This is a genomic window from Asticcacaulis sp. YBE204 (assembly GCF_000495855.1).
Classification (GTDB): Bacteria; Pseudomonadota; Alphaproteobacteria; order Caulobacterales; family Caulobacteraceae; genus Asticcacaulis.
The window spans coordinates 423,369-438,467 of sequence record NZ_AWGF01000001.1; the positions used below are offsets into that span (position 1 = coordinate 423,369).

Consider the following 15,099-nt stretch of genomic DNA (forward strand, 5'->3'; position numbering starts at 1 on the left):
CATGTCATACAAAGAGCCTCGGCGTTTGGCTGCCGGGTTGAAAGGCCTGCTCCTGTGCGGCCTGAGTTTTTCGACGCTTGGGGCGCTGGCCCTGGCAGTCTATTTCGTCATGGATCCGCTGCGTCAGGAAATGGGTGCGTTTAACGGCGTCAGCTGGCTGGTTTTAGTCGGATTATTCCTGCCGATTCTGAACCTGATCCTTAACCTGATGGCGCAGATCTTGTGGATGTTCTGGGTCCGCCGATTAAGCCTGAACGTCGGGCTGAGTGGTGCGACGGCGATCGCGGCCTTCGTCGTGCCGATCGGTAATCTGTGGGGACCATTTCGCGTCATGCAGCGCCTGACCGCACAGATGGGCGAGGCAGAAGGTCTTCGGCGGTGGTGGTTGATAACCCTGTTGGCCGGTATTCCGATCCTGCCGCTAAGTATCTGGTTGGTTGGCAATATGGCGGACAGTATAGGCTTAACGACGCCTTTTACAGTTGTCATGCTTTTCGGATACGCTTCGATGGTTACGGCACTGCGAGACTATCTGGGTTGGCGGTTAGTGAAACGGCTCAGCGTCGCCGACAGCGCTGCTGCCCGAACCGAAATGGCGGTCAGTGCTTTTTGAGGAAACCCATATGAAGTGGATTATGCGGACGGCTCTGACCCTGCTGCTAACGGTGGTTCTGGCCTATGCCGGGGTGTGCGCCTATCTCTATATCAAGCAGCGCGACATGCTGTACATCCCGCCGAAAGAGGTCACCGCGCCGAAGGTCGAGGGCGTGGCCATTTCGGTTGTCAAGATCACGACGCCGGATCATGAAACCCTGAACGGCTGGTTCACGCCACCCGTCAAAAAAGACGGACTGGTCTTTCTCTATTTGCCGGGGCAGGGCGGCGGCCTCGACATGCAGGCCGGGCGTTACAAGCGTATGGCGGCCAAGGGCGTGGGGTTCCTCAGTCTGGCCTATCGCGGCTTCTTCGGATCGACCGGTAAGCCGACCGAAGACGGTATCCTGACCGACGGGCTGGCCGCCTATGACTGGCTGATCCAACAGGGCTACAAGCCGGAACAGATCGTCCTGCACGGCCATTCGCTGGGCTCCGGACCCGCGACCTATATCGCCACGCAACGCAATGCCCGCGGCCTGATTCTGGAAGCGCCCTTCACGGCGGCGTCCGACGTGGCGCAGGAGCGTTATCCCTATGTGCCGGTGGGCTTTCTGATGAAGGACAAGTTCGCCAATCGCGAGCGTATCAGGGACGTCCACATGCCGGTCCTGATCGTCCACGGCGACCGTGACAGCGTCGTACCCTATCGCCACGGCGAGCGTCTGTTTGCCTTGGCCAACGAACCCAAGACCTTCAAACGCATGGCGGGCGAGGATCATTCGACCCTCACCCGCGCCGGTGTCTATGATGTTTATTGGAAGTGGCTTGAGCGATAGCCGAAAAGTGGGAACCGGTTTTCGGTAATATATCGCGACAACTAAGGAATTTCCATGGAATGATTAAGTCATTCCATGGAAACCTTAATTGAGCAGGGCCGCCGCCCGGTTAGCATCGACGGCGGCTACGGCGGCTTTCATGGTATTGATATCGATGTCGGAACCCTCGGCTTCGATGGTGATGCGTTCGGCGACGACGATGGTGTAGCTGCCGCTGCGGCTGGCCGTATCGTAGCGTTCCGAGATCAGCCTGCCGTTTTCCGTGGATACCTTTTCATAAGACGTGCCGTTCTGGCTCGATGACTGGACCTTCATCGCAGTCCCCAGGGCCGTCATCGCCCCCAGCGCGCCGATGTCGCTGATCTTGAGATTGATGCGGCCGTTACCCACCACGTAGGTCGCATGGGCCTCCGATACCGAATAGTTGCCAGCGCCACCCGCCGAGGTGCCGCCGTCGGCTTTCGTCGCTCCGGCGATCGAACCGGGCAGCAGGCCGTCGAGCAGGGTCGGGTCGAGCGCCGGTTTGGCCGTGCCGTCCTGCATGGACTTGGCCGCCGCTTCCATGCGCCTGGCCGCCGCTTCCATGCTGTTGCCCTCGATCTTCACCGTGCCGTCGGGGGTATTGATGCTGACATTGGCCGAGGTGTGCGCACCGCCAGCCAAGGCTCCCATCATGCGAATAGGCAAGGTCACCGCGCCGATGATCAGCTGGATGACGATGGCGATGATCACCACGACCGCCGTATAGCCCAGGCTCTTGTCCTTGGGCGACTTCATCAGGATCGGCAGGCCGGTATAGATGAGATAGAGGCCATAAAGCCCCAGAAGCCCCAGGATGCTCAGCATCGGAATGGCGGCGAATATCCCGGCGACCCAGCCGGCGGTCGCCGAATAGGCGGCAACCTTGAAGGCCTGAACCTTGTTCTTCTGCCCGTCGAAACTGGGGGCCAAGGCATCGATGATGAAGCCCGCAATATAGACCGACGCGATGGCCAGGGCATAGACAACCGCCGCATAGATCAGGCCGCTGACGGGGGATATTTTCGTACTGAAACCGGCGATGGAAACGCCGATCAGGCTTTGGCCGATAAACCCGGCGATGGCCGGGATGGCTGCCAGAACCATCACATAACCGGTGGTTATGCCGCTGATCGTGCTGGGTTCAGTCTCGATTTTCTGCCATTCCGGCGTGGGCTTCAGCAAGATGCCCTTGACGCGCTCGATGAGCGACGATGAGCCGGAAGTGACAGTGGGCGGTGGGGGCGTTATATCGCCCGGCGGCGTATCGGTCATCGAATTTTGTCCCGCGATAAAAGGCCTGACGGCCATGCCTGAAAATGAGAAGCGAACGCGTACAATAGCGGCGCTACTTTTAGGTGCGGTGCGGAACCGGTCAATTCACCTTTAAGTCAGAACGCTTTAATAGCGATCCAACCGTACATATTCGGCCACGTCGCCTGCTGGTAACATGGGGGCATTGGCCGACCGCCTTATCAGCGCGTCGCTTTGCGAGAACACGGCAATCAGTGAGGAATCCTGATCGGCAAAGGGCTTCAAACTTGGCTGACCGGAAGCGTCGGCGACGATACGCCCGCGCAGGAAGGTTTCACGCGGGCCATTAGCCGCCAGCGTCGTGGCGACCGGGAGGGAGGCCAAAGCCTTTGGGACGGCTTGACCGAGCGCCGCCTCGATCCACGGTTTCAGGAACAGTTGCGCGCAGACCATCGCCGACGCCGGATTACCGGGCAAGCCCAATACGCGCCGTTCGCTGGCCAGAATACCTGTCCAGGTCGGCTTGCCGGGACGAATATTGATGCTGCTGAAATCGAGCGCCAGACCGAGGCGCTCCAACGCCGGTTTGACGAGGTCGTAATCGCCGACGCTGGCCCCGCCGATAGTGACGATCAGATCGGCCTCGCAGGCCTTGACGGCGTCGTGGATACCGTCGAGGTCGTCGCTTTCGACGCCAAGAAATTCAGCCTTGGCCCCCCATTGGCGGCACAGGGCCATCAGGGCGAAGGAGCCTGACTCGAATATCTGATCGGCGCGAGGCTCGTCTCCGGGGGCGACCAGTTCGTCTCCGGTGGACAGGATGGCGATGCGCGGACGGCGGGCTACGGTGACGGATTTTCGCCCGGCGGCTGCCGCCAGCGACAGCCGCCACGGATCGAGACGCAGACCCGCCGACAGCAACTCATGACCCGCTTTGAAATCCTGACCGCGCGGGCGGATATGGGTTTTCGGATCGTTCCAGCCGTCAGCCTCGATGAAGATGCCGTGGTCGGTAGCCCCATTCTCCAGAATTTTGGCATTTTCCTGAATAACCACGGCCTTGGCGCCGTCGGGCACCGGCGCGCCGGTGAAGATACGCACGCACTGCCCCCATTCGACACGACCTTCGAAACGCTTCCCGGCGACGCTTTCGCCGATCAGCTTCAGCGGCGTGCTCTGGGCGACCGGATCGGTCAGGGACTTGCAGATGGCGTAACCGTCCATCGCCGAGGCATCGAAGGGCGGCTGATCGCGGGTGGCCACGACCGGCGCGGTCAGGACACGGCCCAACGCCTTGCGCAGAGCGACCTTGCGTGGGAGGGGCGCGGGCGCAACCTCACGCAGAAAGGCCTGCGCCTCATCGACGGAAATGCCTTTGCGGGTCATTTCTCCAATAACCGGGGCATCAGTTCGACCATGTTGCACGGGCCGTGACGCGAATCGAGCTGCCAGCGGATGACCTTGTCCCAGCCGTCCTTGCACGCACCGTTCGAGCCCGGCAGGCAGAAAATAAACACCCCGCGGATGATCCCGGCCAGGGCGCGCGATTGCAGGGTCGACAGGCCCACCGTCTGGAAGCTGACCATGTGGAAGATGGTTGAAAAGCCCTCGATACGCTTGTCCAGCAGGGGTTCGACCGCTTCGGGGGTGATGTCGCGACCCGTAATCCCCGTGCCGCCGGTCGAGATGATCACATCGACATTGCCGGAATCGATCCAGTTGGTGATGACGGTACGGATATGATCTTTGTCGTCGCGAACCAGTTCGCGCGCGGCGACGTGGTGACCGGCGGCGGTGATCCGTGCGTCGAGCAGATCGCCGGAGGTGTCGTTTTCCCGCGTCCGGCTGTCGGAAACTGTCAGAACGGCAATATTGACGCTTCTGAACGGGCGGTCGGCGTCGATGCGGCCTGCCCCCAGATAGGACCGTTCTGTCTCTGTCAGTTCCATGCTTATTCCCGTTTGTCTTAACCGCCCGTCACGGACATGGTCCGGCGCGGCACATAGGTACGTTGCGGCGGTGGCGCGCCGTGTCCGGCGATGAAAAAATCATGCGCCTTCGGTTTGTGACGCAGGGCCTCGGCAAAGGCAAGGCTCAAAGACCGATCTGTCTCATCCTCACGTAATGCCTTACGTAAATCGACATGGTCGTCCTGCCCTAGGCACATATAGAGCTGGCCGGTACAGGTGATGCGGACACGGTTGCACGTATCGCAGAAATTATGGCTGAGCGGCGTGATCAGGCCCAGCTTGCCGCCGGTTTCCGCCACGCGGTAATAACGTGCCGGGCCACCCGTGGTATCCGTGACCGGCGTGATATCCCAGAAACTGCGCAGATCGGTCATGACCTCGCGCAAAGAGACGAACTGGTCTTCCCGGCCTTCGATCTCGTCGCCCAGCGGCATGGTCTCGATCAGCGAGACGTCGATGCCGCGATCGTGCGCAAAACGGATGATGTCGGGCAGGTCGTGACGGTTGTCCTGCTGAAGCGCCACGACGTTCAGCTTTATCTTGAGGCCTGCCGCCTGCGCCGCCTCTATGCCATCCAGCACAACGCCCAGATTACCGGTGCGGGTAATGTGGCGGAATACGTCGGGGCGCAAACTGTCGAACGAGACATTGACGCGTTTGATCCCGGCCTCGACCAGATGCGGCGCGGCGGATTTCAGCAGTGTGCCATTGGTGGTCAGGGTCAGTTCTTTCAACCGCCCGTTATGGACCTGCTGACCCAGCCGTTTGAGGAAGTCGAGGATACCTTTGCGCACCAAGGGTTCGCCGCCGGTGATGCGCAGACGCTCGACGCCACGATCGATCAAAAACAGGCTCAGGCGCTCCAGTTCCTCAAAGCTGAGGAGTTCTTTTCGAGGCAGAAAGGTCTGTCTTTCGGACATGCAGTAGGTGCAGCGCAGGTCGCAGCGATCCGTCACCGAAATCCGCACATAGGAGATGCGGCGGTTGAAACCATCGACAAGCGCGGGTGATAAACTCATGCCTTTGAAATAACCGGAAAATCGCGGCGAACACAAGGCGTTGCGTCTTTACTTTTATGTGTTTCCGCGCAAACCTCGGCTCACAACAATGATATAATCCGCAACACAGGAAATGCCTCATGAACCGCCGCCAAGCCCTGTCGGGCCTTTCTGCCGTTGCCTTGTCATCCGCCGTGCCACCGGTGTCAGCAGCGGAGACAAGCATAACCGTCAAGACCGCCGCCGGTCCGGTCGTCGGTCAGATTAAAAACGGTACCGCCGTATTTCTGGGGCTGCGTTACGGCGAAACCACCGCCCCGCCGCATCGTTTTCAGCCGCCGCGCAAACCCGCCGCCTGGACGCAGCCGGCGCTGGCCGATCACTACGGCCCGGCCAGCCCGCAGGGCAGCAACCCCGATCCTTACGGCAAGAGCGAAGATTGCCTGTTTCTCAATGTGTGGACGCCGGAGGCAGGTTCTAAAAAGAAGCGTCCAGTCATGGTCTATCTGCACGGCGGAGCCTATTCGAACGGGTCGGGATCGCATGCGGAATATGACGGGACGAACCTGTCTTTGCACGGCGATGTGGTGGTGGTGACGATCAATCACCGGCTCAATGCCTTTGGTTACCTCTATCTGGCGCGGCTGGAGCGGCAGATTAAGGGCAAGCCGGGGCCTCTGGCCCTGTCCGGCAATTGTGGGCAACTCGATATTATTCTGGCGCTGGAGTGGGTGCGCGACAATATCGCCCAATTCGGGGGTGACCCCGGCAATGTCATGGTCTTCGGCCAATCGGGCGGCGGCGCCAAGATCGCCACCATGATGGCGACGCCTGCCGCCAAGGGCCTGTTCCACAAGGCCGCGACCATGAGCGGTCAGCAGGTCACGGCCTCCGGTCCCGGTAATGCGACCTTGCGCGCCAAGGCGTTTTTGGCGGCGTTGAATCTCAAGCCCGATGCTGAGGGCTTGGCCGCCGTGCAGACCCTGCCGTGGGAACAGTTGGTGACCGCCCTGAAAGCGACCGATCCGGTGCTGGGCGGGGGCGTCTATATGGGGCCGGTGCTCGACGAGGCGCACCTGTTCCGTCATCCCTTCTATCCCGATGCCGCGCCGCAGTCGCGTGGCATGCCGATGATCATCGGCAATACGCTGAATGAAACCCGAGGCTTTCAGGTCAATAATCCGGAATTCCAGAACCTGACCTGGGAGACTTTGGCGGAGAAATTGCCCGCCAATTACCGCGTCGATATCGATCCCTATGTGGTGATCGAGACCTATCGCAAGCTCTATCCGCAGATGACGCCAACCGATATCTATTTCGCCGCGACGACAGCGGGTCGGTCGTGGCGCGGGGCGGTCATTGAGGCCGAGGAACGCGCCAAGGTGGGCGCCAAGACCTTCGTCTATCAGGCCAACTGGCAAAGCCCGAAGGACGGCGGCAAGTACGGCGCACCGCATGCTGTCGAAATCCCGCTCGTCTTCCGCAATACCGCCGTGCCGAGCGCCGTGACGACGGACTCCGACGGCGCGCGAAAGATGGCCGATCTGTTCTCGGATGCCTTTATCGCCTTCGCCAAAACCGGATCGCCGCAGACGGTGGCCCTGCCGAAATGGACACCCTATAGCCTGCCGAACCGTGAAACCATGCTGATGGATCTGCCACCAAAGCTGGCCAATGATCCGCGTGGTGCAGAGCGCAAGCTGTTCGATAAGGTGCCTTTCGTTCAGGCGGGGACGTAAATTAGTATGGTGGAGTCTTTGGGGAGGGCGGATATGTCGCGCATCGGTATTGCATTATGCCTCCTATTGCTAGGTGGTTGCCGCGTAGACTTCAAACCCCCACGGCACTTGCCACCCCTTTACGGAGAAAGTGCTCACCTGACGGATCGGTATTATATAGTTCGTCAAACAGAAACGTTTCCCGTGGCAGGGGCAGGCGATCGGATACGCCGCGAGCCGGGAGATCTAAGTTTATGCCGATGGAGCGAGCCGCCGGAGGGAGATTGTACAGCGGTTGTGCCCGGTAAAGTATTGGCTCTCGGTTTTGATGAGAGCTACATTGTCATCAAGCAGACGGTTGAGGGGCGGGTGTCTTACTTTGTCATCGATCTTGCTACCCACACGGCAGCTCAACCGCATGGAGGTGCCCTTTCCGAGGCGGAGTTTCAAAGGCAAGTGAAGGCCAAGGCTTTACCCGCCTTTGCCTCCCGGTTGCCCCGCTTGAAAGTCGGCAAGGCCGGACCGCCGAGCGAAATATAGAGCTATCAATTCTGCGCCATGAAGACGACCGGATAAGGGTTGCCGGCATCGTCTGTCTCCGACCGGCCGGTTATGTTAAACCCGCACTTCTCGTAGAAGGTGATATTGCCCTCGACCTGTTCGTTGACCGTGACGGTCAGGGAGCCTTTGAGCGCTTGTGCGTGGCCGATCAGGGCGCGACCGATGCCACAGCGCTGAAACGCCGGATCGACGAACAGCATGGCCAGCACATTTTTTCCGACCAGAGTCGCAAAGCCCGCGGACGTGCCGTCAATGTCCGCCATACACACGTCTCCGCCAGCCAGCCCCGCCAACAGATAGGGCCTGTAGAAGTCGATATCGGCCTCGGTCAGGAAATGGTAAGCGGCGCGCACCGAATCTTCCCAGATGGCGATAAGACGCTGGGCGTCGGCGGTGGTCGCAGGTCGGATAATCACCCCAGAACCTTGTCGAACCAGCGCGCAGCGAGGGCTGGCCATTGCTCGTGCGTGCCGTCCAGTTCACGCAAGGCGAAGCCGTGCGGTGCCTGGGGGAAAATATGCGCTTCGAGGTCGGCACCGGTCTGCTGCGCCGTGCGGATAAAATTCAGCGCATGATCGATGGGGACAATCTTATCGTGCAGGGCATAGGCCATAAAGACCGGGATTTGCGGCACGCCGTGAGGTTCGGCGGCGATGCCGACCGGCCAGGCATTGTAGAAGTCCTGTTTCTGGACCGGCGGGAAGTCCGGTTTACCGGCGGGGGCCTTGTAATCGCGATGGTTGGCATTGACCGGCGCATAGGCGATCAGAACGCCTTTCGCGGTCAGATCGTGCGGCTGACAGGCCATGACCCCGGCCAGATGCCCACCCGACGACAGGCCGACATGCAGTAGCGGCAGCGCGTCCAGCGTTGTCAAATGATCAAGTGCCTTTACGCCGTCCTGCAAGGCGATATCGTGGGGATGAACCTCGCCCTCACTATCGTCGGTGCCGGGAAGGCGATGGACCAGCACATAGGCGTCGAAGCCCAGCGCATTGAGCCACAGGGCTATTTCGATGCCCTCACGGTCGGCGACCAGATTGACATAGCCGCCACCGCCATAGACCACTGCCCGCCCGCGCGGGTTTTCCGTCTTATATTCATGCAGTTCGGCACGCGTGACACGGTTGTAACGCCGTTCGGGCCAGTCACCCTCGGCGACATTGGCCGCGCCCTCCGATAAGGCAATGACCCGGTCGGCTTCGACCACGTGATCGGGGAGAGCGGGCAGGGCAATGGCCATCGGGAGTCCTTATTTTTTGAACAGACTGTCCCACCCGGCCTTCGGGCTCATATCGGCAAGATTCCAGTCATCCGGAACAAAGGCGCGGCGGGTAGGAGCGTAGGCCGGGTATCCGCCGGATTGCGACTCGCTGTCAATGATCATTCCGCGCTTTTGCGCCAGTTCAGAAAGCAGCCGCGCATCGATCGGATCGCGCGCCCACGGCCGCATCCCGGCACTGAGCGGCACGGCCTGTTCGATCTCGGCGGCGGGACGTATGCGCAGGCCTTCGGGCAGATAGGGCGTGGCGGCCTCGACGATCTTAGCGTCGGAGGTGGTGTAGCGGCCGGTCATCGGCAGGGGCTGACCCTGCGTATCGAGAGCCAGATTGTTGCGCAGATAGAGTGAGACGTCACCGATGCCGCCCAGTTTAAAGAGGGCCGTGCCTTTTACCGTGTCCGGGCCGGCGCGATAGGCATTGCCGATGAGGGTGAGCAGACCGGTCTGTACGGTTTGTCCTTCCCACTCTCTGGCCACCAGATTGTAATGGGTCGCGTGGATGCCGGGATTGAAGATCAGGTTATTGACCATCGCCGCCTGCGCACCGCCCTTGATAAAGGCGTTGCGCTCATAGTTCGAGGCGTAGAGATTGCCGTAGATCAGGATGCCGGAGGCATTGTCGTGGACCAGAGTGCCTTTGGAGTGCTCGCCCTTGGTGTGCGTCGAATTTTTCAGGCCTTCGTAGATCAGGTTGTGGCTGAGCGTGATGTTGCGCGATGTGCTTTGTCGCCAGTCGTCCGGCGTCGCGCCATTGAAACGCGGGCCGGAGGTCGACAGGTTCTCGTCGGTCGCCCACGAAAACGAACAGTGGTCGATGATCACATTGTAGGCGGCATAGGTCGACAGGCCGTCGGCTTCCCAGCCGCTTTTCTTCGCCGCACCCGCTTCACCGGGACGCACGGCGATATGCTGGATGATCACGTCATGGGTCGAGACGCTGAACGCGCCGCGAATGAAGGTGATACCAGGATTGGGCGCCGTTTGCCCGGCGATGGTCAGGAACGGTTTCTTGATGGCGATATGGGTTTTGCCGAGGTCGATCACGCCACCGACCTCGAAAACGATGATGCGGGGACCATCGGTTTCGACCGCGGCGCGGAACGAACCGGGGCCGGTGGCGTTCAGATTGGTCACGCGCAGGATCTGCCCGCCCGCGCCGCCCTGGGTCGAGGCCCATCCTTGCGTGTCATAGGTGGCGCGGTTCAGCCCGTCGGATTTCGCCTGTACCGGCAGGGCCAATGCCATGACCGCAAAGGCTCCGCACAAAAACGCCTTGATCATACGGAGCCCCTTTTTCGGTTGTGGCTAGGCCGCGATATTTTCACGAGACAGAAGAGTCTCGTAAGCGGCCTCGACCGCTGCGATCACGCGCGGATCGTGGGCGAGGGCCTCCGGGAATACGTTGCGGAACGCCAGTACCTTGGCCACGTCCGACACGTCGTCGGTCAGGGTCTCCCCCAGAGCGATCAGGTCGGCGGCCAGCGGATCGGTGATCGTGCCGCCCGAGACGGCCTTGTCTCTGACGAAACGCGCCCATGCCGCCAGCGGCACGGCGAAACGCGATACGTCCTGTCCTTTTTCGAGCGCTTCCGACAGCGATGACAGCAGACGGATGGGGATTTTCTGCGACCCGTCCCAGGCGATCTGCGACAGCAGGTGCTTGATCGCCGGATTGCGGAAACGCTTCAGGATGGCTTCTGAATAATCGACCAGATCGAGGCCTTTGGGGGCTTCCAGCAGCGGTACGACGTCGGAAATCATCAGGTCGCGGGCCAGTTCGGCCAGTTCGGCGTCCTTCATGGCCTCGGACACGCTTTCGATGCCCTTGTGCAGCCCGGCATAGGCGAGCGTCGAGTGCGGGCCGTTGAGCAGGCGCAGCTTGGCGCGCTCATAGGCCGGGACATTGTCGGTCAGGATAACGCCGACGCTGGCCCAGTCGGGACCACCTTCGTGGACATGTTCTTCGACCACCCACTGCGTGAAGGCCTCGCGCTGGATCGGCCAGGCATCGCTGACGCCGATAGCGTCGGCCACGCGCTCACGCAGGGCGTCGTCGGTGGCAGGGGTGATCGAATCGACCATGGTGCAGGGGCAAGACAGGTCTGTCTCTATACGGCTTGCCAATTCGGCGTCCAGCTTCGCTACAAAGGCCACGACGGCGGCTTTCAGGCGGTGGCCGTTCTTCGGCAGGTTATCGCACGGGATCAGGACGAACGGCGCAACATCGGCGGCATAACGGCGACGCAGGCCTTCGGCGACGTAGCCGATATAGGACTTCGGCGTCGCCGGGTTGGCCAGATCGTGAACGATGTCAGCGTTACCGAAATCCAGTTCCCAGTTCGGATCGAGGCAATAGCCTTTCTCCGTGACGGTCGAGGTGACGATCTGCACCTCCGGACGCGTCAGGCGTTCCAGAACGGCTTCGATGTCTTCGGGGCCGACCAGCACTTCGCGCATCGAGCCGAGGATCTGATACTCGATCTTTTCATCGAGGATGGCCAGCGTATAGAGGCCGTCCTGCGGTTCAAGCGCGTCACGCACACCCTTGGAATGGAGCGATACACCACATATCCCCCAGCGCGGATCGCTGGCCAGCAGTGCATCGACAAAGGCCGCCTGATGAGCGCGATGGAAGGCGCCGGGACCGAAATGGACGATGCCGACCGACACCTTCGCCGGATCATAGGCGGGACGAATTACATCGGGTTTCAGGGCATCGAGCGTGGCAAGCGACAGGCGGGTCATATGTTTTCCTTTTAACCCCCTCTCCCCTGCGGGGAGAGGGTTGGGGTGAGGGGGCAGCGGCGTTCCCCCTCACCCGGCCCTGTGGGCCACCCTCTCCCCAAAGGGGCGAGGGGCAAAGGTACGCCGCTTCCTGTAATAGTTACAGCGTCACGCCATTCTTCCAGATGGCGATTTCGCGTTCTTCGTTCTTTTCATTGTTGCTTTGCTCGCCCGACGCGACGCGCAGGATCAGCGCCATCAGATCGTCCGCCGTCTCGTCCAGCGTCTTGCCTTCCAGCGCCTGACCGGCGTTGAAGTCGATCCAGTGCGGCTTCTTTTCGGCCAGCGCCGTATTGGACGCGATCTTCAGCGTCGGGGCCGGGAAGCCGAGCGGCGTGCCGCGACCGGTGGTGAACAGGACGATGACCGCACCGGCCGCCGTCAGCGCCGTCGACGACACCGCGTCATTACCGGGGGCTTCGAGCAGGGACAGGCCGCGTTCCGTGGCGCGTTCGCCGTAACGCAACACCTGCGTCAACTGGCTGAGGCCGCCCTTTTGCACAGCCCCAAGCGATTTTTCCTCCAGCGTGGTGATGCCGCCCGCCTTGTTACCGGGAGAGGGGTTCTCGAACACAGGCTGGTTGTTGTCGAGGAAGTACTGTTTGAAATCGTTGACGACATCGACGATCTCATGGAACACCGTCTCGTCCTTGGCGCGTGCCATCAGGATGCGTTCGGCGCCGAACACTTCCGGAATTTCGGTCATGATCGACATGCCGCCCGCCTGAGCCACCGTATCGGCGACGCGGCCGACCAGTGGATTGGCGGTCAGGCCGGAAAAGCCGTCCGAGCCGCCGCATTTAACCCCGATGGCGAGGTCCGACACGTGACACAGTTCGCGTTCGTCCTTTTCGACGACCGCGACCAACTCTTCCAAAGCCTCAAGCCCGGCTTCGTGCTCGTCATCGACCATCTGGGCCGCGAAATATTTGAGGCGGTCGGGACTGCGGCCCTGAATTTCACCGAGCAAGGCGCTCAACTGGTTGTTTTCGCAGCCTAATCCGACGATCAGTACGCCCCCGGCATTGGGGTGAGACGCCAGTGCCGCCAGCAGCTTGCGTGTGTGATTGAGGTCGTCGCCCAGTTGCGAGCAACCGAGGGGGTGGGTCAGGGCATAGACGCCATCGACGCGGCCTTTGAACCGTTCGGATGCCACCTTGGCCAGACGCTCGGACGTGCGCGCCACACAGCCGACGGTACACAAAATCCAGATTTCATTGCGGATACCGACGCGGCCATCCGCGCGACGATAGCCCATGAATGTCCGGGCGTCGGGGTGCGAGCCGGGGCCTTCGGCGGCTTCCGGGGCATAGGCATAGTCCTCGACGCCACTGAGCGCGGTGGCCAGATTGTGCGTGTGGATATGCTCGCCCGCCTTGATCGGTGCGATCGCCCTGCCGATGACGAAGCCGAACTTCAGCACCTCCTGACCGGGCGCAATATCGTACAGCGCGATCTTGTGCCCCTTGGGGATGTCGGTTGTTAGAGTCACCGACAGGTCGCCAAAGCTCAGCACTTCACCGGCGCTCAGCGGCTCGACCGCGATGGCCACGTGATCGGTAGAGTGGACGCGGACATAACGCACCATGACCGGTGTCGTTTTGTCGGCATCGCTCAGGGTTGCGCAACCAGAGGCGTCGTCTGACATGGAAGCAAGCTCCTCGACCTGTCCGCATCGGGACAGATGAAACTTTGTTGTTGTTTTTACTCGGTAACCGGTGTCATACTGCTGAACCGGGTCTCTAGGCAAGAGCGCAACGTCATGCGCATCGAAAAAAGCCACGACTTGCCGATGACCCGACTTTGCGCATACTAACCCACAATAAGATTCTCAGGCTGAACCGGAAACGTCCCGCATCCATGTCCGTACCTTCTGCGCCGAATACGCCGTCCGGCCCGTCCGCTATCGATCCGGTCGAGGCGTTTCTCACGCGTCGCAAGAAGGCCACGATCAACGATGTGGCATCTCTGGCGCAGGTGTCGAAGAAGACCGTGTCGCGGGTGATCAACAATTCCCCGTCCGTGCGTGCCGAAACGCGCGAGCAGGTCAATACCATCATCAACCGCATCGGCTTCAAGCCGGACCCGCAGGCGCGCGGTCTGGCTTTTCGCCGGTCGTTTCTGCTGGGGCTGATCTACGACAATCCCAATGCCCAATACGTGGTTAATATCCAGGCGGGTATTCTGGATTGCATTCGTGGCTCGGGCACCGAGATCATCGTCCACCCTTGCGATAAGAACAGCGATGATTTCCTTGAGGAAATTCGCGATTTTGTCGAGCTTCAACGACTGGCGGGCGTCATCCTGCTGCCGCCGATCGCCGAAAACCGGCAGCTTCTGGCCATGCTCGATGAGCTTGAGGTGCCCTATGTGCGCATCACCGCCATGCACGGTGCGGAAAATAATCCGCCGATCGTATCGCCGCAGGTCGTGTCTCGGGACAGACAGGGCTGTCTGGCTGCGGCCAGCCATCTGGTCGACCTTGGTCACAAGCGCATAGGCTTTATTTCAGGCCCGGCGGGTTATGCCTCGGCACGCGAGCGCAGGCAAGGCTTCGATGAGGGTTTGGCGGAACATGGTCTGAGCCTGTCGGATGACCTGATCACCGGCGGAGAATATACGTTCGAATCGGGGTTTGAAGCCGCGCGTCACCTGCTGGCCTTGTCGCCGCGCCCGACCGCTATCTTTGCCTCGAATGACGAAATGGCTATCGGTGCCTATAAGGCGGCGTCACAACTAGGGTTGAGCATTCCCGATGATCTGAGCGTCATCGGCTATGACGACGCGCCGATTGCCTCGCGCATCACGCCGGGCCTGACCAGCGTGCGCGCGCCGATCCGCGACATCGGACGTGCCGCCGCAGAAACCCTCATTTCCGAGGATACGCCGCGTCGTACCATCACGATTTTCGACACGGCCCTGATCGTGCGCGAATCCACTGGTCCGTGCGAGCTCGACTTCAAGCCTTAGATTTAGGGCCGTGGCGGTTTAAAAAGGTTGATTAATACCATGACACCGGTTACCTGTTGCGCAGGGAAACACAGGGGTGTCTCGATCGTCAGCGGTTTAAAATCCGGTCGG

The 15,099-nt window shown here is 60.8% G+C and carries 14 protein-coding genes; 5 read left to right on the top strand and 9 right to left on the bottom strand.

Annotated elements, in window-relative coordinates; translation table 11 throughout:
* The first annotated feature begins 1 nt into the window (after nt 1).
* Together AEYBE204_RS22875 and AEYBE204_RS22880 are read left to right on the top strand one after the other, a co-directional pair.
* Nucleotides 2-613 carry a hypothetical protein gene (locus AEYBE204_RS22875; protein ID WP_023460705.1) on the top strand — a complete coding sequence of 204 codons (612 nt, stop codon included), beginning with the start codon at nt 2-4 and terminating at the stop codon, nt 611-613.
* Nucleotides 614-623: 10 nt separating this feature from the next.
* Nucleotides 624-1,433: an alpha/beta hydrolase gene (locus tag AEYBE204_RS22880; RefSeq protein WP_023460706.1), complete on the top strand. Its 810-nt coding sequence runs from the start codon at nt 624-626 to the stop codon at nt 1,431-1,433.
* 84 nt (nt 1,434-1,517) lie between these two features.
* Here AEYBE204_RS22880 and AEYBE204_RS22885 read toward each other — a convergent pair whose 3' ends face one another.
* From AEYBE204_RS22885 to moaA, 4 genes are all read right to left on the bottom strand, one after another.
* Nucleotides 1,518-2,726: a Yip1 family protein gene (locus tag AEYBE204_RS22885; RefSeq protein WP_023460707.1), complete on the bottom strand. Its 1,209-nt coding sequence runs from the start codon at nt 2,724-2,726 to the stop codon at nt 1,518-1,520.
* A gap of 126 nt (nt 2,727-2,852) precedes the next feature.
* On the bottom strand, nt 2,853-4,091 hold the full coding sequence (gene glp, locus AEYBE204_RS22890) for a gephyrin-like molybdotransferase Glp (RefSeq protein WP_023460708.1): 1,239 nt from the start codon (nt 4,089-4,091) through the stop codon (nt 2,853-2,855).
* Nucleotides 4,088-4,654, bottom strand: a complete 567-nt coding sequence (gene moaB / locus AEYBE204_RS22895; protein WP_023460709.1) for a molybdenum cofactor biosynthesis protein B — start codon at nt 4,652-4,654, stop codon at nt 4,088-4,090. Before moaB ends, glp begins: the two co-directional genes overlap by 4 nt.
* A gap of 17 nt (nt 4,655-4,671) precedes the next feature.
* Nucleotides 4,672-5,694 carry a GTP 3',8-cyclase MoaA gene (gene moaA / locus AEYBE204_RS22900; protein ID WP_031229617.1) on the bottom strand — a complete coding sequence of 341 codons (1,023 nt, stop codon included), beginning with the start codon at nt 5,692-5,694 and terminating at the stop codon, nt 4,672-4,674.
* 119 nt (nt 5,695-5,813) lie between these two features.
* On the opposite strand from moaA, the gene AEYBE204_RS22905 reads away from it, so the two are divergent.
* A complete protein-coding gene (locus AEYBE204_RS22905; RefSeq protein WP_023460711.1) occupies nt 5,814-7,412 on the top strand; it encodes a carboxylesterase/lipase family protein in 1,599 nt (532 codons plus the stop codon).
* A 276-nt stretch (nt 7,413-7,688) separates the two neighbouring features.
* Nucleotides 7,689-7,931 carry a hypothetical protein gene (locus AEYBE204_RS22910; RefSeq protein ID WP_155908182.1) on the top strand — a complete coding sequence of 81 codons (243 nt, stop codon included), beginning with the start codon at nt 7,689-7,691 and terminating at the stop codon, nt 7,929-7,931.
* Between the two features lie 5 nt (nt 7,932-7,936).
* On the opposite strand, the gene AEYBE204_RS22915 is transcribed toward AEYBE204_RS22910, so the two are convergent.
* From AEYBE204_RS22915 to AEYBE204_RS22935, 5 genes are all read right to left on the bottom strand, one after another.
* Nucleotides 7,937-8,368, bottom strand: coding sequence for a GNAT family N-acetyltransferase (locus AEYBE204_RS22915; protein ID WP_023460713.1), 432 nt, complete (start codon nt 8,366-8,368; stop codon nt 7,937-7,939).
* Nucleotides 8,365-9,195, bottom strand: coding sequence for an alpha/beta hydrolase (locus tag AEYBE204_RS22920; protein ID WP_023460714.1), 831 nt, complete (start codon nt 9,193-9,195; stop codon nt 8,365-8,367). The genes AEYBE204_RS22915 and AEYBE204_RS22920 overlap by 4 nt, the downstream gene beginning before the upstream one ends.
* Before the next feature lie 9 nt (nt 9,196-9,204).
* Nucleotides 9,205-10,515 (bottom strand): polysaccharide lyase family 1 protein, encoded by a 1,311-nt coding sequence (locus AEYBE204_RS22925; RefSeq protein WP_023460715.1) that lies wholly within the window; start codon nt 10,513-10,515, stop codon nt 9,205-9,207.
* A gap of 24 nt (nt 10,516-10,539) precedes the next feature.
* Entirely contained in the window at nt 10,540-11,979 is a 1,440-nt protein-coding gene (locus AEYBE204_RS22930; protein ID WP_023460716.1) for a mannitol dehydrogenase family protein, read from the bottom strand.
* 139 nt (nt 11,980-12,118) lie between these two features.
* Nucleotides 12,119-13,606 (bottom strand): UxaA family hydrolase, encoded by a 1,488-nt coding sequence (locus AEYBE204_RS22935; RefSeq protein ID WP_031229621.1) that lies wholly within the window; start codon nt 13,604-13,606, stop codon nt 12,119-12,121.
* A 272-nt stretch (nt 13,607-13,878) separates the two neighbouring features.
* Between AEYBE204_RS22935 and AEYBE204_RS22940 the strand changes: the two genes are divergently transcribed.
* Nucleotides 13,879-14,988, top strand: coding sequence for a LacI family DNA-binding transcriptional regulator (locus AEYBE204_RS22940; protein ID WP_023460718.1), 1,110 nt, complete (start codon nt 13,879-13,881; stop codon nt 14,986-14,988).
* Nucleotides 14,989-15,099 lie beyond the last annotated feature (111 nt).